Genomic DNA, 23,917 nt, shown 5'->3' on the forward strand with positions numbered 1-23,917 from the left:
TATGGAATGCGGGCATGATATCAGTTCGCGCCTTTCGGCTTGAGCCCGGGCGCGCCGCCGGCCGCATCGGGCGGGGCCAGGACCAGGTCGTGCGGATACGTGAAGTGCCAGTCCGCGTAGCGCTGTTTGCGGCGCAGGCTGGCGTCTTCGTCGAGAAAATTGTCCTGCTTGATGGGCAGTTGCGGCGACAGCGAATGGATGCCGACGATGCGTCCCTCCTGCCGCAGCAGCCCCCATTCCGCCTTGCCCGTGACGGGATCCGCATACACGCGGCGCAGATGCCGCCGGGCGTTGGCAAAGCGGGGGTCGCGCAGCAGTTCCTGCAGGGTCAATGGATAGCGGGGCCGCCCGTCGCCCGGCGTGCTGTCGTAGTAGCGGCCCAGCGCATTGCGGAATTCATGGCCGATGAACAGCAGCTCGCGCTCCTTGTCGCGTCGCGCGGCCGTGGCATGCAATTCGCTGGCCAATACCAGGCCCACGCCCATGAAGGCCACCAGCATCAGGGTCCAGATATACGCGAAGCCCCGTGCGCGGCGCCGAAAATCAGAGCTGCTCAAAGGGGATGCCCTCGCGCGTCTTGCCCTTGGCGCCGCTGCGCACGTCGGCCACGCCGCCGATCTCGCCATTGGGCGAAGGGATCAATTGCCAGGTGGCGGCGGATTCCGTGACGGGATCGAGCGGCACGCTGCGGAAGTAATGGTGGGTCACCAGGTCGGCCAGCGCGGCCGGATACTCGCCCTTGTCGGCATAGTATTTATCGAGGCCGCTCCTGAGCACCTGCAGGTTTTCCTTCAGGGCGACTTCCTTCGACTTTTCCACGGAACCGAAATAGCGGGGGATGGCGATCGTCAGCAGCAGCGAGATGATCGCCAGCACCACCAGCAGTTCGACCAGGGTAAAGCCGCGGCGTAGAGAAGAGGCAGGCATCGGGTTCACCATTGATTGAGCGGCACGCCGTTCAGGCCCACCTTGGTCGAGCGCGAGGCGACGTCGAACACGTCTTCGCCTTCGCTGGGATTGTCGGGCGGCGAGGCATAGGCGCGCTTGCTCCAGCTGTCCGCCGCGCTGCCTTCTTCCCTGGGCTGGAACGGGTCGCGCGGCAAGCGGCGAAGGAAATAGATATTCTGCTTGGACGGGCTGCGCTGGTCGGGCACGCCCTCGACCAGTTCCTCGAGTTTTTTCGGATAGCCGGAGGCGCCCAGCGACAGCTTGATGCGGCCATTGTCCGAAGCGCGCTTGTAGGCATCGATCGCTTCGCGCATCTCGATCAGGGCGCTGCGCAATTGCTGTTCCTTGGACCGTTGCAAGGCCACCTGCGCCATCGGCACGGCCACCGTGGCCAGGGTCGCCATGATGGCCAGGGTGATCATCAGCTCGATGAAGGTAAATCCCCTTGGTTTCACTGGCCACCTTTGCCTGATTTTTCGCCGGCGGCGGGCGCTTCGTCGCCGCCCGTCATGGGCGAGCCGGTGCGTGGCGCGGCCTGCTCGGGCGCGGCGATCGCTTCGGGAGAACCGCCCACGCTGGCACGGCCGCCCACGGATGCCTCGGTGCCGGAATTGAATTCGGCCGTCATCAGGTCCGGGCGGCGGATGCTGCGCAGCAGGCGCGGCGTGATCGACAGCACGATCTCGCTGCGCATGGCGTCGTCCTTCTGGCTGCCGAACAGGCGGTTCAGCACGGGCAGTTCGCCCACGCCCGGCACCTTGTTGGCCGTGCCCCGGTCTTCATCGCTGATCAGGCCGGCCAGCACCTGGGTCTCGCCATCCTTCAGGCGCAGCACGGTGGACGCGCTGCGCGTGCCGATCTGGTATGCCTGCGTGCCCGTCTTGCTGATCACTTCCTTGACGACGTTCGACACTTCCAGGTTGATCTTGATGGCTACTTCGTCGTCCAGGTAGACGTTCGGTTCCACGTCGAGTTTCAGGCCCACGTCGATGTAGTTGACGCTGTCGGAGCTGACGCCGTTATTCGTCGTGACGGTGATGACGGGCACGCGGTCGCCGATGAGGATCTTGGCTTTTTCCTTGTTGCGCACGCGGATGCGCGGGTTGGCGAGGATATTGCTGTCGCTATCCGTCTTGTTGGCGTTCAGGGTGACGCCGCCGATGCCCAGGTTGATATTGTCGCCATTGATGCGGTGCAGGTCCGCCACCTTCAGGCCGCCCAGGCCTCCCGTGCTGCCTGCGACGCCGGCCAAGGTCAGGCTGGCCTGGTCCGGCCAGCGCACGCCCAGTTCCATCAGGCGCGTGCGCTTGACTTCCAGCACCTCGACTTCCAGCATCACTTCCGGGTCGGCCAGGTCCTGCACGTTGATGATGCGCTCGGCCATGCGCACCATTTCCGGCGTATCGCGCAGCATGATGATGCCCAGGCGTTCATCGGTGACGACGTCCTTGGCCTTGAGCAGGGTCTTGATGGAAAACGCCACCGTTTTGACGTCCGCATTGGCCAGAAAGAAGGTGCGCACCACGAGCTGCTGGTAATCCTTCACCTTTTGCGGCGTGTTCGGGTAGATCGTGATCGACTTGTCGCTGGTGACGCTTTGCTCCAGCTGGTTCGCGCCCAGCAGCATGGCAATCGCCTCTTCGATGCTGGTGTCGCGCACGGAAATGGTAGCGCGCAGGGCCGGGTCGACTTCCTTGTCGAAGACGAAGTTCAGGCCCGACACCTTGCTGATGAAATCGAACACGGAGCGCAGCGGCGCGTCGCGAAACTCGAGGGTGACTGGTTTCCTGTAGGCGGCCGCCAGCTTGCCGTCGGCCGGCAGGCTTTTCGACTGCGCTTCGCCGATGCGGCTTTTCAGGGCCAGCGCCTCGCGCTGCGCGGGGCGTTCCTGCAGCACATGGCGCAAGGCTTCCTGCGCCTGCGCGACATTCGCTTCGCCACCGCGCTGGTAGCTGGCCTGCGCTTCCTGCACCAGCTTGCGGTGCTGTTCATCCTGCGCCACGCCGGCCAGGCCACGCTGCGCCACGTCGTTGCTGGCGTCCAGCGCCAACGCCTGCTGGTACAGTGCCAGCGCTTCGGGCAGCCTGCCCTGCTGGCGCAGCGCCTCGGCGCGGCCATTCAGCTTGTTCAGCGCGCGCATCCTGCCATTCGTGACGGCGATACGGTACTTGGCGTTGCTCGGTTCGGCCTGCGCCGCCTGTTCCAGCAGGGCCAGGCCCTGTTCCGTGCGGCCCGCGCCCAGCATGGCCTGGCCATCGTTGTAGGCCTGGTTGCCGGCGCAGGCGGCCAGCAGGGACAGCATCGGCAGCAGGGTGATGAAATTACGAGACATACGTGCGGCGCATCGTTTCAATTGAGGTCCCCTACGGCGAGTGTCTGTTTCTGGTTGAGCGGCAGATAGGTAAATTGCAGGGCGCCCTGCACCACGCCGTCGAAGCGGTAACGCTCTTCAAGCGTGTCGCCGGGGCGCGCCACTACGTTGCGTTCGCCCGCTTGCAGGAAGTAGGCCGCCTTGCCTTCATCGACAAAGCGGCCCAGGAATTGAAATGGCAGCGGTGGCGGCGCGTTCGCGTCGACGCGGGCGGCAGGCAGCGCGGCCTGGGCCGCCTGCTGGTCGAGCATGATCTTTTTCGGCGTCTCCGGCTGCCAGCTTTGCTTGGCGAACAGGGTGGCCGCTTCCTCGTCGTCGAGGCCCCGGCGCGGTTCGATGGCCAGTGCGCGATTGGTTTGCGGAGCGGCAGTGGCGACGACGAGGGGGGGCGGCGCCACCCGCTCCACCTGGCGCGTGGTGGCCGTGGCCGGTCCCACGATACTGCCTTCGTCCTCTGGCGCGAACAGGGCGGCCACCAAGGTCGCCACGGCGGCGCCTCCGAGTACGGCTTTTTTCATCGGCGCACCTCCGCCTTCTTCACCAGCAGGATGAACTGGATGCGCGCGTCGATCTCGCCCGCCTCGATCTGCTCGCGCTTGAAGAGCACGGAGTCGAGCGTCAGAGTGGGCAGCGCCTGCAGGGCGTCGACGATAAAGGTTTGCAGCTGCGCGTATTCGGCCTTGACGGGCAGGGTGATCTGGTAGCGCAAAAAGGCCGTGTTGCCGTCTTCCTGCGGTTTGTAGTCGGCCTTGGCCAGGGTGACGCCGCTCTTTTGCGCCACTTCCAGCAAGGCCTTCAACTGGTCGGGAATGCTGTCATGCGCGGGCAGGTAGGCGTGAAAGGCGGCCAGGCTGTCGGCATCCGCATCGAGCGTGACGGGTGCCGGCGGCAGCACTGCCTGTCTGGCGGCAGTGGCCAGTTGCGCCGCCAGTTGCTGCTGGCGCGTGCCCAAGGCATCGCCCTGCTGCATGGCGAAAGCGGCCAGCGCCAGGCAGGCTGCGCCGATGGCACTGGGCCAGCCCAGCATGCGCCACAGCCGCTGCGCTTCCCACGCCAGGCGCGGCGGCATATGCAGCTGCAGGCGTGCGCGGGCCACGGGCGTGCCGGCTTTCAATACGGGTTTTATTGCCGCCATTGCGCCTCCAGCTGAAAACGGTAAGGGTGTTCGGGGGCGTTCGCATTCATCTCGTGCTTGAGCAGATACACGGAACTGAACATGGGCTGCTGGTTCAGGAAGGCCAGGTAATTGAGCATGTCCTGCGGCGTTTCCCCTTCGGCGGCGATCTTCAGGACGCTGGCGCCATCCTGTCCCTGCTGTGCGTTCAGATCCAGTCCCAGCAGGGCCACGCGCACGTCGCGCGGCGCCTGCACCGTTTTGACCAGGCGGGTGACGGGCAGATTGAGCTGGCGCACGGCGGCAGCTACCTGTTTCAGTTCGAGGTCGCGTTCGCGCTGCTGGCTCGCCGAAAGGGGGGCGCGCACGGGACGCGCTGGCTGCAGCTGCGCCAGTTGCGCTTCCAGGCGCCGGGTTTCCTGCGCCTGCACCAGCCAGTACACGGCGGCCGGCAGCAGCATCAAGCCGCCCGCCAGGCACAGGGCCAGGCGCCAGCCCTTGAAGGCTTGTATTGCGCCGGGTGGCAGGAATTCCAGGCGGCTCAGGCCCATGCGGCCTCCCGCATCAGGTGGGCGCCGCTGGCCACGGCGACGGGCACGAAGCGTTCGGGCACGTTCGTTTGCGGCACGCCGCTCAAGTCGATCAGCGCCACCTGGTCGATGGCGTCGAGCTGCGGCGCGCGCAAGTTCCAGCGCCGCCACGCCCGGTCCAGTTCATCACCCCAGGCGACGTCGCAGGGCTGGCTATGCAGGGCCGTGATGCGCCCGCCGCTCGTCGTTGCCAGCAGCAGCCTGCCCGCTTCCACCAGGGCTAAGGCGGCAGGCTTGGCACTGGCGATGCTGCGCCAGGCCGGTCCGGCGATCGGTTCGATGGACAGGCAGCGCCGGCCATGCGCTGCCGCCGCATCCTGCACGCCTTGCAGCAGGGCCGCATCGATGCCGCATGCCAGGCGCGGCTTGCCATAGGGCGCGTCGTCGGCGGCCAGGCGCCAGGCGCGTGCGCCCTCGCCATACACGGCGCTGAACTGGCTGTGCAGGAAGCGCTGTGCGCTGGCCCTGTCAAGCAGGGCCCCGCTCCATGGCACCATTTGCATGGCGCACCAGCGGCTGGCCAGGCTGACGGCCAGCGGCAGTTTTTTGCCGCCATCCTGTTCGAGCCAGCCGCGCAGGGCCGCCAGTGCCACTTCCCAGCTGGCGTCGGGATTCGCAATGGGCTGGTGGAAGGCGCTGTCGGGCAAGGGACGGCCGGCACGGCGCAGCACGCCGTGCAGCCCGTGCGGCGCCAGGTGCAGGCACACGGTGGCGCGGGCAAGGCGTTCAATAAGTGACACGATTGAGCTCCGCTAAAGTGGTTTCGCCGCGCCGCACCAGGTCCAGGCCCGCTTCGCGCGCCAGACGGAAACCGTTGCGCGCCGCTTCTTCCTTCATCTGGCTCAGGGGCGCGCGCGTGCAGATCATTTCGCGCATCGCGTCGCTGAGCATCAAGACTTCGGCGACGGCCTTGCGGCCCTTGTAGCCGGTGCCGCGGCAATGGCCGCAGCCCTTGCCGGCCATGAATTGCCAGTCCTGCACCTGGTGCAGGGCCAGGCCGCTGTCGCGCAGCTGCTGCGCATCGGCCAGCACTTCGGCGCTGGCGTCGACGGCGCAATGGGCGCAATTGAGGCGCAGCAGGCGCTGCGCCACGATGCCGTTCAGCGCGGCCGCAAAGCTGTAGGCATCGACGCCCATGTGCAGGAAGCGGCCGACCACATCGAAGACGTTGTTCGCATGCACGGTGGTAAACACCAGGTGACCCGTGAGGGCGGCCTGCACGGCGATCTGCGCCGTTTCATCGTCGCGGATTTCGCCGATCATGATTTTGTCGGGGTCATGGCGCAGGATGGAACGCAGGCCGCGCGCAAACGTCAGCCCCTTCTTTTCGTTGACGGGAATTTGCAGCACGCGCGGCAAGCGGTATTCGACGGGGTCTTCGATGGTGACGATCTTGTCGCGTCCCGTGTTGATTTCCGTGATGGCCGCGTACAGGGTGGTGGTCTTGCCGGAACCCGTGGGTCCCGTCACCAGCAGCATGCCGTGCGGCTTGGCGGCCAGGCGGCGGATCTGTTCGATGGCGTCCTCGTTCAGGCCCAGGCTTTCCAGGCGCAGCGCCTGCGCCGCTTCCGTCAGCGCGCGCCGGTCCAGCAGGCGCAGCACGGCGTCCTCGCCAAAGATATTGGGCATGATGGAGACACGGAAATCGATCTCCGCCCCTTTCACGCGCACCTTGAAGCGGCCATCCTGCGGGATGCGGCGCTCGGCGATGTCGAGATCGGCCATGACCTTGATGCGCGAGATGATCTGCTCGGCCATCGCCAGCCCCTGTACCTGGCCCGCCTGCACCAGCACGCCGTCGACGCGGTATTTGATGACCAGGCTGGCCACGTCGCATTCGAGGTGGATGTCGCTGGCCTGGAATTTCAGGGCGTCGTAGATGGTGGAGTTCACCAGTTTGACCACCGGGCTGCTGTCCTCGCTGATGCGGATCAGGGAGATGTCCTCGATGCTCTGGTCCAGCCCTGGAATGTCATCCCCATGCTGCATTTCCTGCATCGCCTGCTGCACGCTTTCTTGTTGCAGCAGATAGGCGGCCAGGTCGTCCGGATGCGCCAGCGCCACCGTGAAGGGCGTGGACAGGGCGAAGTCGGCCCACTGCAGCAAGTCTTCGGCAAACGGGTTGCCGATGACGAGCACGGGCGGCGCGCCGGGAACGCCTGGCTGCAGCAGCACGCAGTCGCGTTGGGCGCAATCCGTGTAGGGCAGCAGGTCAAATGCGGGCAAGGCGGCCTGCAGCTCGGCCATCGTCCAGGCCGGGTAGCGGAACAGGGCGGCCAGCTGGCGCAAAAAGACTTCGGGCGGCAGGGCCGCCGTTTCCTGCAGCACGGCCATCTGCGGGCGGCCCTGTTCCAGCGCGCTGGCGTGGGCGCGGCGCAGCATGGCGGCATCGAGCACGGCCCGTTCTTCGTCGCGTGCGTTCATGGCATGCTCCTCACGATAAGCTCCCGGCCAGTTCAAAGATCGGCATGTACATCAGCACCACCACGCCGCCGATGACGACGCCGATGATGGTCATCAAGAGCGGTTCGAGCAGGCGCGACGCCCAGTCCACCCAGCGGGCGAATTCCTCGTCGTGGAACTTGGCCGAGCGTTCCAGCATGTCGCCCAGTCGGCCCGTGTTTTCTCCCACTTTCAGCAGCGATTGGGCCACCGGCGTGGCCATGCCGGCCTGTTCCAGCGCGGTGGAAAACGGCATGCCTTCCTGCACCGAGCGGCGGGCCTGCGCCAGCTGCTCCTGCTGCGCCGGCAGCAGCATGGGCGCGACCATGGCCAGCGCCTTGTGCAGGGGGATGCCGGCGTGCAGCAGCAGGCTCAGGGCGCGGTAGAAGCGGGCCAGGCGAAATTCCGCCGCCTTCCCGGCCAGCACGGGCAGGCGCAAGAGGCGCAGCACCAGCGCCATGCGCATGGCGCGGTTGGCGATGCCGAAGACCACGGCGCCGACCACGGCGGCCAGCGCGCCGGCGCACAGCAGCGGATGCGCGGCCAGGGTCTGGCCAAAGCCGAGCAGCATTTGCGACATCCAGGGAATCTCGCGGCCCGAGCTTTCGTAGACGACGCTGAATTTGGGCACCACGTAGCCGAGCAGGAACAGGGTCACCAGGCCGCCGACGACGAGCAGCATGCACGGGTAGATGGCGGCGGAAATGAGTTTTTTGCGGATGGCGTCGAACTGCAGCTGGTAGCCGACGAAGCGCGCCAGCGCCTCGGGCAGGTTGCCCGAGCGTTCGGCCGCATGCACGGTGGTGATGTAAATGTCGGGGAAGATGTCGGGGAAACCGGCCAGGGTGTCGGAAAAGCTTAGGCCCTGTTGCAGGGTGAGCACGATGGCGGCCAGGGTGGCCTTTGCGCTTGGCCGCGTTTCCTTGTTATGCAGGGTGGCCATGGCCTCGCCCAGGTTCAGGCCCGCTTCGAGCAGGGCCAGCAACTCCTGGCTGAATTGCAGCAGGGGCAGTCCCTGTTTGCCGGGACGAAGCGCGGCGCCCGCGTCCTGCGCGGCGCCAGCGTCGACGGCCAGCACGCGCCAGCCGCCACGCACGGCCGCGCGGATCGCCTCGGCCTCGCTGGCGGCGTCGATGGCCAGCGCCTGGCTACCCGCCGGGCCCTGCACCTGGAGGTGGAACTGCATCGTCGGCTCAGGCGAGCATGGTGATGGCCTGGGGCGTGAAAATGGGGTGATGTGAAAAGGGGACAGCGCGTGCGGACAAGGTCGAAGTAGGCATCGGTCAGGAACAATCCAAAAAAAAGTTCAATTCGTCGCGGGTACCGGCAGCAGGCAAGAGGCAATCACTGCCTCAGGGTAGACTGGAATTGCCAGGAAATCAATCGTGCCGTGCGGGCAAGCCTTGTATCGATGGCTTGCCCGCATGTTCAGCCGCTTACTGGGTAACCAGGCTGACCTTGTCGATCACGAACGAGGTTTGCAGCGATGCATCCTCGGTCGCGGCAAACGAGATCTGCACGGTCTGGCCCTTGTAGGCGATCAGGTCGAAGGTGCGGATCTGGTAGCCGGCGGCCTTGTTCACGTTCGAGTACGAAGCCAGGGTGCCCAGCACCGTACCGGCGCTGTTCTTCACGGTGACGGCCAGCTTGTCGTACACGGTGCTGCCCGTTTCGGCCGTGTCGATATGCAGCGCGAAGCTCAAGCTGGCGGACGTGGCGGCGGCGGGAATGGCCACGCTTTGCGTCAGCGATTCGCTGGCCGTGGTGCCATTGCCGCCCAGCCAGGCGTACTTCGTGCCTTCGTACGCGGTTTGGCCCGTGAAGGTGCCGATGGCGCCCGTGGTGCCGCTCCAGCCCGTGGCGCCGGACTCGAAGCCGCCGTTCGTCACGCGCTCGGTGGCGCTGCTCGTGCCGACCGTCAGGGTGGCGTTGTTCGACGTGGCCGTCACGGCAGGCGACGAGGAATCCGTCACCGTTGCCTTGAAGACGGCGCCGCTGTCGGCCGCCACGGTCGTGAAGCTGTAGGCTGGCGACGTGGCGCCGCTGATCACGGCGCCGTTGCGGTACCACTTGTAGGTGTAGGGTGCCGTGCCGCCGCCCGCGCCCACGGCGAACGAGGCGGTGGCGCCCGGTGCGACGGTAATGCTGGCCGGCTGGCTGGTGATCGTCACCGCGCCGCCCGTCGTCGATTCATCGACGTCGGTGCCCACGTTGATGGCCGCATACGCGCGCTTGACGGCGATCGCCTCGGCGCTGCCCACGCCATACAATTCCTCGGCCGCCTGCAGCACCTTGTTGCGCGCGTCGGCATAGTTGGTCGACGAGGTGAACTTGGTGGTGGCTGCCTTGAACCAGATGCGGTAAGCCTTGTCGCTGCCGATACCGGTCATGGCCAGCGGGCTCTTGTTCAGGTAGGAGCTGTAGTAGTCGCTGCTGGACGTGGAGTTCGAACCTTGCGACAGGAAGTAGAACATGCGGTTGTTCGGGCCGCTGCTGTAGTGGACGTCGAGGTTCTTGATGGAGCTGCTCCACGCATTCGGGCTGCTGCCATCCTTGCTCGGCTTGTACAACCAACGCAGCGGCTGGCCATTCTTGGCGATTTCCTTGCCCGTCATCCAATCGTTGCCCGTGTTGGGAATCGTGGTGCCCGTGCCGCCGGCGCGCGCATACGCTTCCACCATTTCGCCGGCGATGTCCGAGCTCGATTCGTTCAAGCCGCCCGACTCCTGCGAGTAGATCAGGCCCGAGGTGGCGTCCGTGATGCCGTGGCCCATTTCATGGCCGATCACGTCGATGGAACCGAGGTTGTTGAACGAGCTGCCGCCGTCGCCGATGTACATGCACTTGCAGCTGCTGTCGTAGTAGGCGTTGTCGTAGGCCGTATTGACGTGGGCGGCGATGTGGGTGGCCGTGTTGTTGCCGTCCAGGCTGGACCAGCCCAGCACATTCTTGTGCGTGTCGTAGGTGTTCATCAAGCCCCACATCGCGTTCACGGCCGCCGTCTGGCCGTTGGCGTTGGTGGTGCTGCCGCCGTTGATGTATTGCTGGCCGTCGCCCCAGGTATTGCTGGTGCTGCTGTACACGCTGCCCGAGGTGGTGCCGTGGTTGGCATTCGTGATGGCCATGCCGCCGAAGCTGCCGCCCGTGCCGCGGCTGGGGTCCTTCATGGTGTAGGTGCTGCCGGTGAGCGTGGTGTTGAGCGGTACCTGGCCGTTGTACTGGCTGTTGCCGATGCCGGCGACGGTCTTCAGGGCTTTCCATTGACGCAGGATGCGGCCATCCTTGGCGCTGACGACGGTGTCGTAGTAGACCGGCTTGCTGCCGCTGATCATGCGCGTCTGCACCAGGTAGGCCAGCTCGTAGTGGTCGACCACGTCCTGCACGTCAAGGGCGTTCAGCGCGGCTTCCGATTTATTTTCGGCACCGGCCACGCGCACGGTTTTCATGACGGGGTAGATCAGCAACTGGGCATGCGGCGGCACGTGGTCGACGCCTCGCACGCCAATGTTATTCACGGCGGCGGCGATGGCGGCGGCGGCGCTGACGGCCGGCGTGGTGTCGATATCGGTGGTGGCGCTGCGGGTGACGGAATTGACGCCGCCGCTACCGAGGCCGGACGCGCGGTCCGACACGGATTCGCTGACGATGTCGCCGGCGCTGTTGCTGACCACGACCGTTTCGGAACCGAAGACGGGCAAGCCCTTGTAGGTGTGCTGTACGCGGCTCACGCGCGTGCCGCTGACGCCAGGATGCTGGGCGCCGACGGCAAAGCCATGTTCGGTATTCAGGCCACGGCTGCGCGCTTGCGCGGCCAGTTTGTTGACCAGGCTGGCGGTCTCTTGTGGAGAAGCCAGGGCGACCGGGGCAGCCATCAGGGTCTGTGGCAGCGGCGTGGCGGCGTCTGCCGTGGTGGCCATCAGCGGCAGGGCGGCGATGGATGCGGCAACTATTGTCAAACGTAAATTCATTTCTGCTCCAGGGTATCGGTTAAGGAAATGGTGAATGAGCTGGCCGCGATGCCTGATGGCCACCCCGGCGTGCCTGGCGGCGGGCGGATAGCCTGCCGTTTTGTGGTGGCATGACGCCGGGTAGGGGGACACTAAACTTGTCGAGATCGCCATGTCAAAAAATTCAAGAAATGGGTCACTCCGCGATTTTTTGTTAAGAATTGAACATTTACCGGCGTCGCATCGTTGGAAAGTTTGATCTACCACAAGCTGCAACTTTTGTTATGGACTACTTCCCCTAATGGAGCGTTCTGTTGGAAAAACACTGTTGCCTTTTCTAAATGTTGCGATCTACACTAGCTCTTCGCGTTGTTCCCTGCGGACCACGCGAAGACAAAAAAAGCGCACGCGGCAATGACCGCGTCCAGATACAGCGCATCGGGAAAAAAAATCGGGAGTTTCACATGACGTCAGTTCTGTTTTCTGCTGTTGGTTTCAGCCATTTCCCCTCTGGAGCGGCATTCATGCTGCATCCGCCTTCCTAGCCGCCGCCAGCCGGCTCTTCCCCCCCGCGAGGGGGTTCTTTTCCGCGAGTCCGCCCGCGCCGCCCGGCGTGGCCGCTGGCGCAGTGCATCCTTTTTTCAGGAAGGGTTGCCGGCTCCTGGTGCGTGCACCGGAATCACCGGCCCGAAGAACTATGCTTTCGATAGCGACCAAAGTGGAACAGATCGTGATGGAATCGGCCTTTCTCAGCGAGGGATTGGGCCGTGGCTTGCTGAACCTGTCGGAACTGGCGCGCCAACTGCAACCGCAATTGCAGAGCGACCTGTGGAAACCGGTGGGGCAGGCCGCCGTGGTGATGGCGCTGCGCCGCCTGGCCGAGCGGATGCCGCAGCAGAAAAGCGGCGAGATCGTGCTGGCGCACCGCGCGGGAGAGCTGTCCACACGCAGCGAATTGATGATTTTTACCTACCGCTATTCCGACCAGACCTATGACTGCCAGCGCCAGTTGCTGGCGCTGGCCGCGCCCCAGCGGGGCACCTTCATTACCGTGACGCGCGGCGTCAACGAGGTGATGGTGATCTGCAGCCGTTCGCTGCATGCGCTGGTGGAAGAGGTTTTCGGCGAAGAGCAGGAACTGGCGCGCCTGGAGCGCGTGACGGCCGTGACCCTGCACCTGGCGCCCGAAACCTGCTATACGCCGGGCGTGTACCACGCCATCCTCAAGCGCCTGGCGTGGGAGCGGATTAACCTGATCAACATCATCTGCACGTATACGGAACTGACCTTGCTGCTGGAGGCGTCGCAGACGGGGGCGGCTTATTCCGTGCTGTCGAAAATCGTCGCGCAATGAAAAAGGCTCTGTCTCCGCTAAGTAGGGGAAGTCCAGGAATCTTCCTGTGTCCCTGCTGTCCGACTGTGTATACCAGACAACGGGAGCCTTCCATGCAGCCAGCCCAATGGAAAACGTTCATCGCCCAGTTCGCCGAATTGAACCGCCGCCAGCGCCTGGCGGGCATCACCCTGCTGCGCGGGGTCGCACCGCAAGACGTAATCGTGGCACTGGTCGAAAGCGTGGCCCGGCAGCGATTGCACTGTCCTGCCTGCAACAGCAACCATGCTCACCGGCATGGCCATGCACACGGGTTGCAGCGATACCGTTGCGTGCCGTGCGGGCGCACCTTCAATACGCTCACCGGCACGCCGCTGGCGCGCCTGCGTCACAAGAACTTGTGGCTCGCCTATGCCGATTGCCTGCTGGCATCGGATTCCGTGCGCAAGGCGGCCAGTCAGCTAGGAGTGCACCGCAACACCACGTTTCGCTGGCGCCACCGGTTTTTATCGTTGGCAAAGACAGACCGGCCGCATGGCCTGCACGGCATCGCCGAGGCCGACGAGTTATATCTGCTGGAATCGGAAAAGGGAGCGCGGCAGATGACGCGTCCGGCGCGCCGCCGAGGCGGCCATGCCCACAAGCGCGGCATTTCCAATGAACAGGTCTGCATCCTGGTGGCGCGCGACCGCACGGGCCAGACCCTCGATTTCGTCACGGGCAAAGGGGTGTTGACGAAGGCGCATCTGCATCACTGTTTGTTGCCCTTCATCGATAAGGACGTGCTGCTGGTCACCGACGGCCATGCCGCCTATCGGGCTTTTGCTCGGGAAGCGGGCATCAGCCACCAGGCCGTCAACTTGCGCGCCGGCATCCGCGTGCAGGGCGCCGCTCACGTGCAGAACGTCAACGCCTATCACAGCCGCTTGCGGGAATGGCTACGGCCGTTTCACGGCGTGGCGACGCGCTACCTATTGAATTACCTGGGCTGGCGCTGGATACTCGACGCCGGGCGTATCCGCTCGCCTGAAACGTTATTGAAAGCAACAATGGGAGCATTCCCACATCTGACGGTGACATAACCATGAAAAACGCCCCGCTGCAGCGATGCAGCGGGGCGTCCGAAGGCGAAGGCGCCGTTTATTTTTTCAGCTGCGTACGCACGCGGGCGATCGCGGCGCGTACCTGGCGTGGCGCGGTGCCGCCCACGTGGTCACGTGCTGCAACGGAGCCTTCCAGGGTCAGCACGGCAAACACGTCTTCGTCCGTCAACGGGGAAAACGCGCGCAGCTGCTCTAGCGACAGGTCGGCCAGGTCGCAAGCGGCGTCGACACAGGCGCGCACAGCCAGGGCCACCGCTTCATGGGCGTCGCGGAACGGCAAGCCCTTCTTGACCAGGTAGTCGGCCAGGTCGGTTGCCGTCGCGTAGCCCTGCAGGGCCGCCGCGCGCATCGCTTCCGGTTTCACCGTGATGCCGCCTGCCATGTCGGCGAAGATGCGCAGGGTGTCGATGACGGTGTCGACGGTGTCGAACAGCGGTTCCTTGTCTTCCTGGTTGTCCTTGTTGTAGGCCAGCGGCTGGCCTTTCATCAGGGTCAAGAGGCCAGTCAAGTGGCCATAGACGCGGCCCGTCTTGCCACGCGCCAGTTCCGGCACGTCCGGATTTTTCTTTTGCGGCATGATCGACGAGCCGGTGCAGAAGCGGTCGGCGATGTCGATGAAACCGATGCGTGGGCTCATCCAGATCACCAGCTCTTCGGCCATGCGCGACACGTGCATCATCAGCACGGCGGAGGCGGCGCAAAATTCGATGGCGAAGTCGCGGTCCGAGACGGCGTCGAGCGAGTTGTGGCACACGTCGTCAAAGCCCAGCGTTTTGGCTACGCGCAGGCGGTCGATCGGGAAGGTGGTGCCGGCCAGGGCGGCGGCGCCCAGCGGCAGGCGGTTGACGCGCTTGCGGCAGTCGGCCATGCGTTCGGCATCGCGGCCGAACATTTCGACATACGCCAGCATGTGATGGCCGAACGTGATCGGCTGTGCCACCTGCATGTGGGTAAAGCCCGGCATGATGGTGTCGGCATGCTGCTCGGCCAGATCCGTCAGCGCGCTGCGGAAGGTCGCCAGCAGGGCGGTGATGTCGTCGATGGCGGAGCGCACGTACAGGCGGATGTCGGTGGCCACCTGGTCGTTGCGCGAGCGGCCCGTGTGCAGGCGCTTGCCCGCATCGCCTACCAGTTCGGTCAGGCGTTTTTCAATATTCAGGTGGACGTCTTCCAGGTCCAGCAGCCATTCGAACTGGCCGCTGGCGATTTCCTGCGAGATTTGCGCCATGCCGCGCTGGATTTCCGCGTAGTCGGCCGGGCTGATGATGGCTTGCGCATGCAGCATTTCCGCATGGGCCAGCGAACCTTCGATGTCGAACAGCGCCAGGCGCTTGTCAAAAAATACAGAAGCTGTGTAGCGCTTGACGAGGTCCGAGACCGGTTCGGAAAACCGGGCCGACCAGGCTTCGCCCTTTTTGGAGAATTGATCAGTCATGAAAGAAGTCCTTTAGTGTACGGCGATTATAAACAAGGTTGGCCGGCGGTAGGGCTTTTAGGGGCTTGCAGGGCGCTGAAATGGCCAGGAATGGGGCTGGCAAGCCTCAAATGCCACGGCGATGGCCTGTTGCGCGTTCTATCCGGGCTGTTTGTATTCTGTCCAGCGAATCGGGCGTTTTGTCGCAATCCGATGGCAGGTCAGGGGGGATCGGCCTACAGTTTAATCATCGCAGCACACAACCAGCCACTCAAAGGACACCATCATGAACATCGCTAAAAACATGGAAGCCATCTTCGTTGCCATTATCGCCGTCGCTGCCGCCACCAGCCTGGCCACCGCCGCCGTGCCGAAGTTCCGCGCCGCACCGGCGCCCATCACCGCCAGCGCCGATCAAGCCACCATGCACACCGTGTACGTCAGCGCCAAGCGTTTGAGCGCGGAAGAAAAAGCCGCCCTGTAAGCGCGGCCATGTAATCGAGGCAGAATCAGCAGCATCCGTAGTCACCATCGCACCAGCAGCAAGCAGTACAGCATCAGCGGCAATCGGAACGGGCGGCGCCCCCGTTTTCTTTTCAGCCCAGGCGGAACGCGAGCTTCCCGCCATCCTCAGCATTTTTCAGCCTGCCATCGGCATCGGTCAATGGCGTGCTCCGTTTTACTGCCAGTGCATCAGGCAGGGCGGTATCAATAGCAGCAGCGCCAGCACCAGGTAGATCAGCTGCAGCGGGATCATCCACTTGGCCCACGTGATCCACGGCACGCGCGCCAGCGCCAGCACGCCGACGGTGATGCCGGACGTGGGGATCATCGGCGTGGTGAATTCGCCGAACTGGAAAGCCAGGATGGCCGTCTGGCGCGTCACGCCCACCAGGTCGGCCAGCGGCGCCATGATGGGCATGGTCAGCGCCGCCTGGCCGCTGCCGGAATGGATGAAGAAGTTGATCACCGACTGCATGAAAAACATCTTTTGCGCGGCGAAGACAGGGCTAGACGAGGCCACCAGCGGCGTCAATGCATGCAGCATGGTGTCGATAATCTGCGCGTCGCGCGCCAGGATCATGGTGCCGCGCGCCAGCGCGATGACCAGCGCCACGCTGACCATGTCGCGCGCACCCTGCACGAAGGACGCCACCAGGCTGTCCATGTCGAGCCGGCCAACCAGGCCGACGACGATGGCCATCACCAGGAACAGGGCGGCGATTTCATCGATGAACCAGTCGTACTTGACGACGCCGACGACCATCGTCAGCAAGGTCGCCATGAAAATCCACAACACCGCACGGTGCGTGCGCGTCATGCCGGCAAAGCTGTCGAGGTCCATCGAGTGCTCGCTGCGTTTTTCGATGTCGAGCAGGTAGGTCGGGCTTTTTTCCGGATGGCGCTTGATGCGCGCCGCGTACCACATCAAGAACACGATGCTGACCGCCGTGGCGATGGCCCACACGATCAGTCGGTAGCCGATGCCGGAAAAGATCGGCACGCCCGCGATGCCCTGCGCGATGCCGACATTGAACGGATTCAAAAAAGCGGCGGAAAAACCCACCTGCGAGCCGATGAAGGGAATCGACACGCCCGTGATGGTGTCGTAGCCCAGGGCCAGGGCCAGCGGCACGAAGATCAGGATGAAGGGAATCGCTTCCTCGTTCATGCCGAAAGTGGCGCCGCCCAGCGAAAACATGGTGAAAAAGACGGGAATGATGGCGGCGCGCACGAAGCGCGAACTGGTGTGCGCCTTGGCGATGGCCTTGATCAGCGAATCGAAGGCTTCCGTTTTTTGCAGCACGGCGAAGGCGCCGCCGACGATCAGCACGAAGCCGATGATCAGGCTGGCGTCGACAAAGCCCTTGATGGGCGCCATCATCAGCGCTGCGAGGCCCTGCGGCTTGTTGTCGACATAGTGAAACGTGCCGGGGATGATCAGCTGTTTGCCGTTTACCAGCTGGGTATCGAATTTCCCGCCCGGCACCAGCCAGGTCGCCACGGCGATCATGGCCAGGATGCCGCACAGCAGGACGAAGGTATTTGGGAGCTTGAATTTTCTCATGGGCGTCACTTATTGGCTCAGCAGGCTGCCGCCGCGGTAGGCAACGGCGCCTGCGACCTTGCCCACGTTCATGCCGCGCAAAACGTGGCGGTGGGCGCTGCGCGCAAAAAAGACGCCGGCAACGGTGCAGCGCAAGGTTGTCGTCTCGCCGCTGACCGGATCGATCAGGTCGGCCACCGCGTCGCCTGCGGACAGCACGTCGCCCATTTCGCGCAGGTAAACCAGCACGCCGTGATGCGGCGCGAGGATCGGTTCCACGCCGGCCAGCGGCGTCGGCTCGCATTGCGGCACGGGCAGGTTGTCGCCGGCGCCGCCGATTTCCAGCACGCCCTCGATGGCGAGAAAACGCAGCAGGGCGGCAGCGTCGCGCTCGGCCAGGGCGTAGCTCACTTCCACTTCGCCGCGCAGTTCGACGGTGGTCGACAGGCAGGCGGCGGGAATCGGATAGCGGCCGCCGAAGTGCGCGTCGAGGTCCCACCACAAGCGGCTGCACGCTTCATCGAACGGCTCCTCTCCGGCCGCCAGTTCCAGCAGCACGGCGCGCGCGCCCAGGAGCGCGGACAGGGGCGCGATCTGCGCCGCCAGCGGCGTGCCCGTATAGATGTGCAGGGCCGCCTCGTTATCGCAGTGCAGGTCGAGCACGATGTCGGCGTCGATGGCCATGCCCAGCAGGGTTTTCTTCAAGGTTTCCGCATCCGTGCCCGGCCGCCAGGCGGCGACGGCGGCGCGTGCATGCTCGCGTATCAGCGCCACGTTGGTTTGCGCATCCTGTCCCAGCTGGCCAGCCAGCGTGGTTTTCAGTTCATCGGCCACGTGGCGGTAGGCGCGGTTGAAGTTGATGCCCGTGGTCAGGTCGAAGCGGCCGAACGGTGCGCCATGGATGGCTTGCGCCAGGCCGATCGGGTTGGCAGCCGGCACCAGGATGATTTCGCCGTGGATCTTGCCGGCCGCTTCCAGCGCCAGCAGTTCGCGGCGCAAAAACTGCGACACCAGCATGCCCGGGACCTCGTCCGCGTGCAGGGCCGCCTGGATGTAGACCTTCTTGCCGCTGCGGCTAGTGGCGGCCGCGGTGCCGAAGTGGAAGCTGCTCAATTGGCAGGACATGCTGGCGTGCGCGGTGGAGATGGGATGCTGTTGTACTTGCATGGTAGGCGCCCCGGAAAGGTGTATGGTTGATGGATTTCGGTCGATTATGTAGCAATATTTTCACGAAGTAAATCAATGAAAATCCTTTTACAAATATTTGTTGAGTTTTCTTTTTGATATGAGTACAGTAAGTTCCAGCGACCCGATTTCGCCTTTCGCCAGTGATCCGCAGTACCCAAGAATACAGGCCGCCAGTGATATGAGAGCATCCGCCAGTCCTGCCCGCAGTAGCGTCCCTACGCCAGTGGCCACCACGCTGGCGTCGCCCGATGCCGCGTTCGCGCAATCGCCGCTGGGGCAGGCGCTGATGCACGTGCTGGCCAGCGGCTCGGCTTCGCAGCGGCAGATCGCCGATTACCTGCTGCGCAACCAGATGCGCGTGACGGCGCTGGGCATCGAGGAACTGGCCGACAGCTGCCAGGTGTCGACGGCCACCATCAGCCGCTTCGCGCGCGATATCGGCCAGAAGAATTATTCGGCCATGCGCGGCGCCATGGCGGAGACCTTGCAGGCGCTGTTACAGCCGGTCGACAAACTGCGCCGCACGATAGAACGGCGCGCGCGCGCCACCTCGCCCATCACGCAAAGCCTGGAATATGCGGCCGCGAACATCGCCGCCACGTCCGATGCCCTGTCGCCGCCCGCCATGCAGGCCGTGGTGCGCCGCCTGACGCGCGCCAAGGTCGTGTATGTGATGGGCTTTGGCCTGTCGGCCAACCTGGCGGGCATGCTGGTGCAGCATCTGCAGCCGTTTTGCCCGCATGTGGTGGAGGTGGCGGGCATCGGCGGCTCGGAAGTGGCGGCCGGCCACCTGGTCAACCTGACGGCGCACGACGTGCTGGTGGTGATCTCGTTCCCCCGCTACACGCTCGACTGCATCGGCCTGACCAGCTTCGCGCGCGACCGCGGCGCCTGCATCGTGGCGCTCACCGACTCGCCCGCGTCGCCCCTGGCCGAACTGGCCGACCACGCACTGTATGCGCAGAGCACGCATCCCGTCCTGCCTAGCAGCGCCAGCACGGCGCTGGCCATGATCGAGGCGCTGGCCGTGGCGCTGATGGTATCGAACAGGAAGAACGTAGAAAAAGCGGGCCGCTTGAGCGAAGTCATCGCCGCCTATCTGTATGGCGGCGAACATGGCGTGCAGGGGCCGCGCAAAGCAGCTTCAAAGCAACGCAAGGCAGTCTTGAAATCATTATAAAAATCAGGCATCAACATCCGGGGGAGAATAACAATGCAGATGAAAAGACAGGAGGGCGGCTCCTTGCCACGCGAGTCGGTGCTGGCACAAGGCGTGCGCCTCGCGCTGGCTGCCTTGAGCGTGTCGGCGGCGCTGGGCATGCTGGCCGGCGGCGCGCAGGCACAGGAGCAGGCGCAGGAGCAAGGTGCGGAAGCGGCGCCGAAAAAAATGCAGCGCGTGGAGATCACGGGTTCGGCCATCAAGCGCCTGGAATCGGAAACGGCGCTGCCCGTGCAGATCATCACGCGCGCCGAGATCGAAAAGGCAGGCGTGACGACGGCGGCCGAGTTGATGGCGCGCGTGTCGGCCAACGTGGGGGGCCTGACGGACGGCGCCAGCATCAACGTGGGCGGCGACCAGCGCGGATTCAACAGCGCCAACCTGCGCGGCGTGGGCACCTCGTCGACCCTGGTGCTGCTCAATGGCCGGCGCATGGCCAACTTTGCCTCGCCCGGCGACGATGCGGGCGTGGACTTGAACAACATCCCGGCCGCCGCCCTGCAGCGCGTGGAAGTGCTGCTCGACGGCGCTTCGGCCCTGTACGGCACGGATGCCATCGGCGGCGTCATCAATTTCATCACGCGCAAGGATTACCAGGGCGTGGAGCTGAACGTCTATGGCAGCCGCACCGATGAAGGGGGCGCGGGCAAGCGCACGGCCAGCATCACGGCCGGCACGGGCGACCTGGCTGCGGATGGCTACAATATCTTCGCCGTGGTCGACCTGCAAAAAACGGACGGTCTGCGCTCCTCGCAGCGCAAGTTCATCCCGAACCTGCAGATTCCGCAGCGCCTCGGGCATTTGCTGTCGAACTTTACCAGCCCGGCGAATATCCGCCTGTCCAGCGCCCAGCGCGATCACCTGCAGGACAACGGCTTCCTGCTCAATGGCCAGCCGATCACCAACCGCCAGATCAATTTTGGGATTCCGAACTGCGCGCCGCCGGCCAATCTCTACCTGCCGGCGGGCACGGGTGGCGTCGATGCCTGTACCTACGACTACATGGGCGACACGGAGCTGTATCCGAAGACGGACAAACAGAACCTGCTCACGCGCGGCGTGCTGAAACTGAATAACGATCACCAGCTGTACGCGGAAGTGGCGCTGAGCCGTTCGCGCAGCCATTACGTGGGGTCGTCGGCGCGCGTGATCGGCTACCTCGATTACAGCAAGGTGCCGCAGCTGGCCAATGCGGGCTTCGACACGCTGCTCGATGACGATGGCAAGCAGGTGGAGCGCGAACTGGAGCTGCGCATGCGGCTGAACGAGGCGGGCATGCGCACCAGCGAGCTGACCAGCGAAAGCCAGCGCTTCGTCGTGGGCGCCACCGGCACGCTCGCCGGCTGGGATTACGACGTGGGTTTCAATCACAGCGTCAACGTCGTCAAGGACCGCGATACCCACGGCTACGTCCTGTACGACAAGCTGCAGGCAGGGATCGCCGCCGGCGACATCAATCCCTTCGGGCCCTCCAGCGCGAAAGGCCGGGCGCTGCTCGACAGCATCCAGGTCGACGACGAGGTGCGCCATGCGCGCGGCGTCATGGACTCGCTCGACTTCAAGGTATCGCGCGCCTTGATGCCCATGGGCGGCGGCGACATGGCGCTGGCCGTGGGCGGCGAAGTGCGTCGCGAGCGCACCGAGTTCCGTCCGTCGGCACTGCTGATGAGCGACAATATCAACAACGATGCGGCGCCGGAAGGCGGCAAGGGCACCAGCGACAGCCGCAATGTACAAGCCGTCTACGGCGAATTGCTGCTGCCGTTGACCAGGCAATGGCAGGCGCAGCTGTCTGGCCGCTACGATCATTATGAGCAGGTGGGCGGCGCCCTCAGTCCCAAGGTCGGCCTGACCTACATGCCCAGCAAGCAGGTGCTGTTGCGCGCTTCGGCCGGCAAGGGCTTCCGCGCGCCGTCGATGTCGGACTTGCACCGTCCTACCGTCTACAGCAGCACGGCGACCCTGCCCGATCCCGTGCTGTGCGCCACTGTGGACAACAATTATGCCGATTGTGCGCAGAACTGGGATACGCGCCGCTACAGCAACGACAAGCTGAAACCGGAGCGCAGCCGCCAGTTCTCGGCCGGCCTGGTGCTCGAACCGAGCCGGCACTGGACCTTCAGTGCCGATTACTGGACCATCAGGCGCACGGACCTGATCAGCGAAATCGGCGACGACATCATCCTGGGCAACCTGGCCAAGTACGGCAACCTCGTGCACCGCAACGAGGACAATGAAATCGACTATATCGAGCTGCGCAAGGAAAACCGCGGCGCGCAAAAAGCTGCGGGCATCGATATCACGGCTGACCTGCATGGCGTGACAACGGCGTGGGGACGCTTTGGCGGCCACCTGAGCGGCACGTATGTGCTGGGCTCAAAAATCCAGACCAGTCCCGGCGACGATTTCATCAGCAATCTCAATCGCTTCGTCACGGACGGCGTGGTGCAGCGCTGGCGCCACACGATCACACTCGATTGGGACAGCGGCCCGTATTCGGCCAGCCTGTCGAACACGTATTCGAGCGGCTACCGGGATCAGAACTCGGCCATCAACATCGATGACGGCAGCGTGGTCAAGCCGAACCGGGTGAAGGCGTACACCTTGTGGGACATGTCGGCGGCATATGCGGTGAGCCAGCAGTTCAAGCTGCGCGCGGGCATACAGAATCTGTTCAATACCAGTCCGCCTTACTCGAACCAGGCCTACTTTTTCCTGTCCGGCTATGATCCCAGCTACACGGACCCGCGTGGCCGGCGCTTTTATGCGAGCGCCAATTACAGCTTCAAGTAAAAAAACCGGGGATACCGCAACAACGCTGTCATATGCGGCAGGTACTATCGTCATTCGATGGAGTTGGGTTGCAAGCAGCAGTGTTGGCAGCAAGGGCGCGCGCCTGTATCGACAAGTGTGCGCCACTTTCCTTGTATTCGAAAGGCACCATGAAATCATCTTCAAGCCTGTATCACACCTTCCGCGCCGCGCTACTGTTCGTGCTGGCATTGTGCAGCGTCCATGCCGTGGCGGCGCCCGCAGGCAGTGCCATCGGCAGCGCGCCGCAGGGCACCCTCGTCATCATTGGCGGCGGCCTGCGGGCCGACAATGCCGAAGTCTGGCAGCGCATCGTCAAGCTGTCGGGCGGGCCTGGCGCGCGCATCGCCGTGCTGGCATCGGCCGCGATGAACCCGGAAAAATCCGGTGAAAGCATCATCAGGAAACTCAATCAATATGGCGCCGACGCCTTTTTCGTGCCGCTGGCCGTCAAGCTGGCCAACCGCGATTACCGCAAGGCGGCCGAAGATCCCGCCATCGTCACGCAGATCAAGTCGGCCACCGGCATCTATTTTGCCGGCGGCGACCAGGGGCGCATCACGCAAGCCCTGCTGCGCCCGGACGGCAGCCGTACGGCCGCGCTGGAAGCCATCTGGTCGGTCTACCGCAACGGCGGCGTGATCGCCGGTTCCAGCGCCGGCGCGGCCATCATGAGCACGACCATGTTCTACGACGCCAAACCGGTGCTCGACATGCTCAAGATGGGCGTCACGGATGGCCGCGAGATCGCGCCGGGGCTGGGCTTCATCGGCAGCGACGTTTTTGTCGACCAGCATCTGCTGGTGCGCGGACGCTTCGCCCGCATGATCCCCGTGATGCTGAAAAAAGGCTATCACCTGGGACTGGGCATCGATGAAAACAGCGCCATGGTGGTCGATGCCATGCGCGATGTGGAAGTCATCGGCTACAGCGGCGCGCTGCTGATCGATCTGTCTGGCGCCATCAGCGACCGTGGCGTGAAAAATTTCAATATCAGCAATGCGGCCATCAGCTATCTGGACCGGGGCGACAAATTCAACCTCGTCACGCGCGTGTTTACACCGTCGCCGGACAAGGCCGACAACAAGCTCGATCCGAACCAGCCCGACATGCGCGAACCCGTGTTTACCAACGATATCCTCGGCAACAACGCCGTGCTCGACCTGATGGGCAATTTGATCGACAACGCGCAGCAGGAAGCCATCGGCATCGCCTTCGGCAACCCGCGCGACCCGTACCCGGACCTGGGCTTCGAGTTCCGCTTCAGTAAAACCGTCAACAGCGTCGGCTACAGCTCGACCGAGGCGGAAGCGTACTCGGTGCTGAAGCTGCGCCTCGACATTCGCCCGATCCAGCTGCGCCAGCCGTTGTACCGCTACAAGTAAGCTGC

Annotated in this window: 20 protein-coding genes; 6 read left to right on the forward strand and 14 right to left on the reverse strand. The window is 64.3% G+C overall.

Annotated elements, in window-relative coordinates; all coding sequences use genetic code 11:
* Positions 1 to 20 precede the first annotated feature (20 nt).
* The 11 genes from ACQ4WO_RS00750 to ACQ4WO_RS00800 all read right to left on the reverse strand — a co-directional run bounded on the left by ACQ4WO_RS00750 (position 21) and on the right by ACQ4WO_RS00800 (position 11,433).
* A complete protein-coding gene (locus ACQ4WO_RS00750) occupies positions 21 to 557 on the reverse strand; it encodes a type II secretion system GspH family protein (protein ID WP_223278877.1) in 537 nt (178 codons plus the stop codon).
* Positions 544 to 927 (reverse strand): type IV pilin protein, encoded by a 384-nt coding sequence (locus ACQ4WO_RS00755; RefSeq protein WP_092712201.1) that lies wholly within the window; start codon positions 925 to 927, stop codon positions 544 to 546. The genes ACQ4WO_RS00750 and ACQ4WO_RS00755 overlap by 14 nt, the downstream gene beginning before the upstream one ends.
* A 5-nt stretch (positions 928 to 932) precedes the next feature.
* Positions 933 to 1,403 carry a type II secretion system protein gene (locus ACQ4WO_RS00760; protein ID WP_268747017.1) on the reverse strand — a complete coding sequence of 157 codons (471 nt, stop codon included), beginning with the start codon at positions 1,401 to 1,403 and terminating at the stop codon, positions 933 to 935.
* Positions 1,400 to 3,280, reverse strand: coding sequence for a secretin GspD/PilQ domain-containing protein (locus ACQ4WO_RS00765; RefSeq protein WP_436479835.1), 1,881 nt, complete (start codon positions 3,278 to 3,280; stop codon positions 1,400 to 1,402). Before ACQ4WO_RS00765 ends, ACQ4WO_RS00760 begins: the two co-directional genes overlap by 4 nt.
* Before the next feature lie 17 nt (positions 3,281 to 3,297).
* Positions 3,298 to 3,837: a hypothetical protein gene (locus ACQ4WO_RS00770; RefSeq protein ID WP_436479836.1), complete on the reverse strand. Its 540-nt coding sequence runs from the start codon at positions 3,835 to 3,837 to the stop codon at positions 3,298 to 3,300.
* Positions 3,834 to 4,454 carry a type 4a pilus biogenesis protein PilO gene (locus ACQ4WO_RS00775; protein ID WP_436479837.1) on the reverse strand — a complete coding sequence of 207 codons (621 nt, stop codon included), beginning with the start codon at positions 4,452 to 4,454 and terminating at the stop codon, positions 3,834 to 3,836. The genes ACQ4WO_RS00770 and ACQ4WO_RS00775 overlap by 4 nt, the downstream gene beginning before the upstream one ends.
* Positions 4,442 to 4,984 carry a hypothetical protein gene (locus tag ACQ4WO_RS00780; protein ID WP_436479838.1) on the reverse strand — a complete coding sequence of 181 codons (543 nt, stop codon included), beginning with the start codon at positions 4,982 to 4,984 and terminating at the stop codon, positions 4,442 to 4,444. The genes ACQ4WO_RS00775 and ACQ4WO_RS00780 overlap by 13 nt, the downstream gene beginning before the upstream one ends.
* A complete protein-coding gene (locus tag ACQ4WO_RS00785) occupies positions 4,975 to 5,763 on the reverse strand; it encodes a hypothetical protein (RefSeq protein ID WP_436479839.1) in 789 nt (262 codons plus the stop codon). Before ACQ4WO_RS00785 ends, ACQ4WO_RS00780 begins: the two co-directional genes overlap by 10 nt.
* Positions 5,750 to 7,447, reverse strand: coding sequence for a GspE/PulE family protein (locus ACQ4WO_RS00790; RefSeq protein ID WP_436479840.1), 1,698 nt, complete (start codon positions 7,445 to 7,447; stop codon positions 5,750 to 5,752). The genes ACQ4WO_RS00785 and ACQ4WO_RS00790 overlap by 14 nt, the downstream gene beginning before the upstream one ends.
* A 10-nt stretch (positions 7,448 to 7,457) precedes the next feature.
* Positions 7,458 to 8,651 (reverse strand): type II secretion system F family protein, encoded by a 1,194-nt coding sequence (locus ACQ4WO_RS00795; RefSeq protein WP_436479841.1) that lies wholly within the window; start codon positions 8,649 to 8,651, stop codon positions 7,458 to 7,460.
* 250 nt (positions 8,652 to 8,901) lie between these two features.
* Positions 8,902 to 11,433, reverse strand: coding sequence for a M4 family metallopeptidase (locus ACQ4WO_RS00800; protein ID WP_436479842.1), 2,532 nt, complete (start codon positions 11,431 to 11,433; stop codon positions 8,902 to 8,904).
* Positions 11,434 to 12,109: 676 nt separating this feature from the next.
* Here ACQ4WO_RS00800 and ACQ4WO_RS00805 point away from each other — a divergent pair.
* Both ACQ4WO_RS00805 and ACQ4WO_RS00810 read left to right on the forward strand, forming a co-directional pair.
* Positions 12,110 to 12,766 carry a hypothetical protein gene (locus ACQ4WO_RS00805; protein ID WP_436479843.1) on the forward strand — a complete coding sequence of 219 codons (657 nt, stop codon included), beginning with the start codon at positions 12,110 to 12,112 and terminating at the stop codon, positions 12,764 to 12,766.
* Between the two features lie 92 nt (positions 12,767 to 12,858).
* Positions 12,859 to 13,827: an IS1595 family transposase gene (locus tag ACQ4WO_RS00810; protein WP_436479844.1), complete on the forward strand. Its 969-nt coding sequence runs from the start codon at positions 12,859 to 12,861 to the stop codon at positions 13,825 to 13,827.
* A 58-nt stretch (positions 13,828 to 13,885) separates the two neighbouring features.
* Here the strand turns inward: ACQ4WO_RS00810 and argH are convergent, their stop codons facing one another.
* Complete coding sequence (gene argH, locus ACQ4WO_RS00815; RefSeq protein ID WP_436479845.1) at positions 13,886 to 15,283, reverse strand: argininosuccinate lyase; 1,398 nt, start codon at positions 15,281 to 15,283, stop codon at positions 13,886 to 13,888.
* 265 nt (positions 15,284 to 15,548) lie between these two features.
* On the opposite strand from argH, the gene ACQ4WO_RS00820 reads away from it, so the two are divergent.
* Complete coding sequence (locus ACQ4WO_RS00820; protein ID WP_092711610.1) at positions 15,549 to 15,746, forward strand: hypothetical protein; 198 nt, start codon at positions 15,549 to 15,551, stop codon at positions 15,744 to 15,746.
* A gap of 195 nt (positions 15,747 to 15,941) precedes the next feature.
* Here the strand turns inward: ACQ4WO_RS00820 and ACQ4WO_RS00825 are convergent, their stop codons facing one another.
* Together ACQ4WO_RS00825 and ACQ4WO_RS00830 are read right to left on the reverse strand one after the other, a co-directional pair.
* Positions 15,942 to 17,330 (reverse strand): YfcC family protein, encoded by a 1,389-nt coding sequence (locus ACQ4WO_RS00825; protein ID WP_034746426.1) that lies wholly within the window; start codon positions 17,328 to 17,330, stop codon positions 15,942 to 15,944.
* Positions 17,331 to 17,339: 9 nt separating this feature from the next.
* Positions 17,340 to 18,476, reverse strand: a complete 1,137-nt coding sequence (locus ACQ4WO_RS00830; RefSeq protein ID WP_436479846.1) for a succinylglutamate desuccinylase/aspartoacylase family protein — start codon at positions 18,474 to 18,476, stop codon at positions 17,340 to 17,342.
* Positions 18,477 to 18,675: 199 nt separating this feature from the next.
* On the opposite strand from ACQ4WO_RS00830, the gene ACQ4WO_RS00835 reads away from it, so the two are divergent.
* The 3 genes from ACQ4WO_RS00835 to ACQ4WO_RS00845 all read left to right on the forward strand — a co-directional run bounded on the left by ACQ4WO_RS00835 (position 18,676) and on the right by ACQ4WO_RS00845 (position 23,912).
* Entirely contained in the window at positions 18,676 to 19,677 is a 1,002-nt protein-coding gene (locus ACQ4WO_RS00835; RefSeq protein WP_436479847.1) for a MurR/RpiR family transcriptional regulator, read from the forward strand.
* Between the two features lie 33 nt (positions 19,678 to 19,710).
* Positions 19,711 to 22,509, forward strand: a complete 2,799-nt coding sequence (locus tag ACQ4WO_RS00840; RefSeq protein WP_436479848.1) for a TonB-dependent receptor — start codon at positions 19,711 to 19,713, stop codon at positions 22,507 to 22,509.
* Between the two features lie 149 nt (positions 22,510 to 22,658).
* On the forward strand, positions 22,659 to 23,912 hold the full coding sequence (locus ACQ4WO_RS00845; protein ID WP_046684279.1) for a cyanophycinase: 1,254 nt from the start codon (positions 22,659 to 22,661) through the stop codon (positions 23,910 to 23,912).
* Positions 23,913 to 23,917 lie beyond the last annotated feature (5 nt).

It is taken from the genome of Janthinobacterium aestuarii, from assembly GCF_051380835.1.
GTDB classification, from domain to species: domain Bacteria; phylum Pseudomonadota; class Gammaproteobacteria; order Burkholderiales; family Burkholderiaceae_D; genus Janthinobacterium; species Janthinobacterium aestuarii.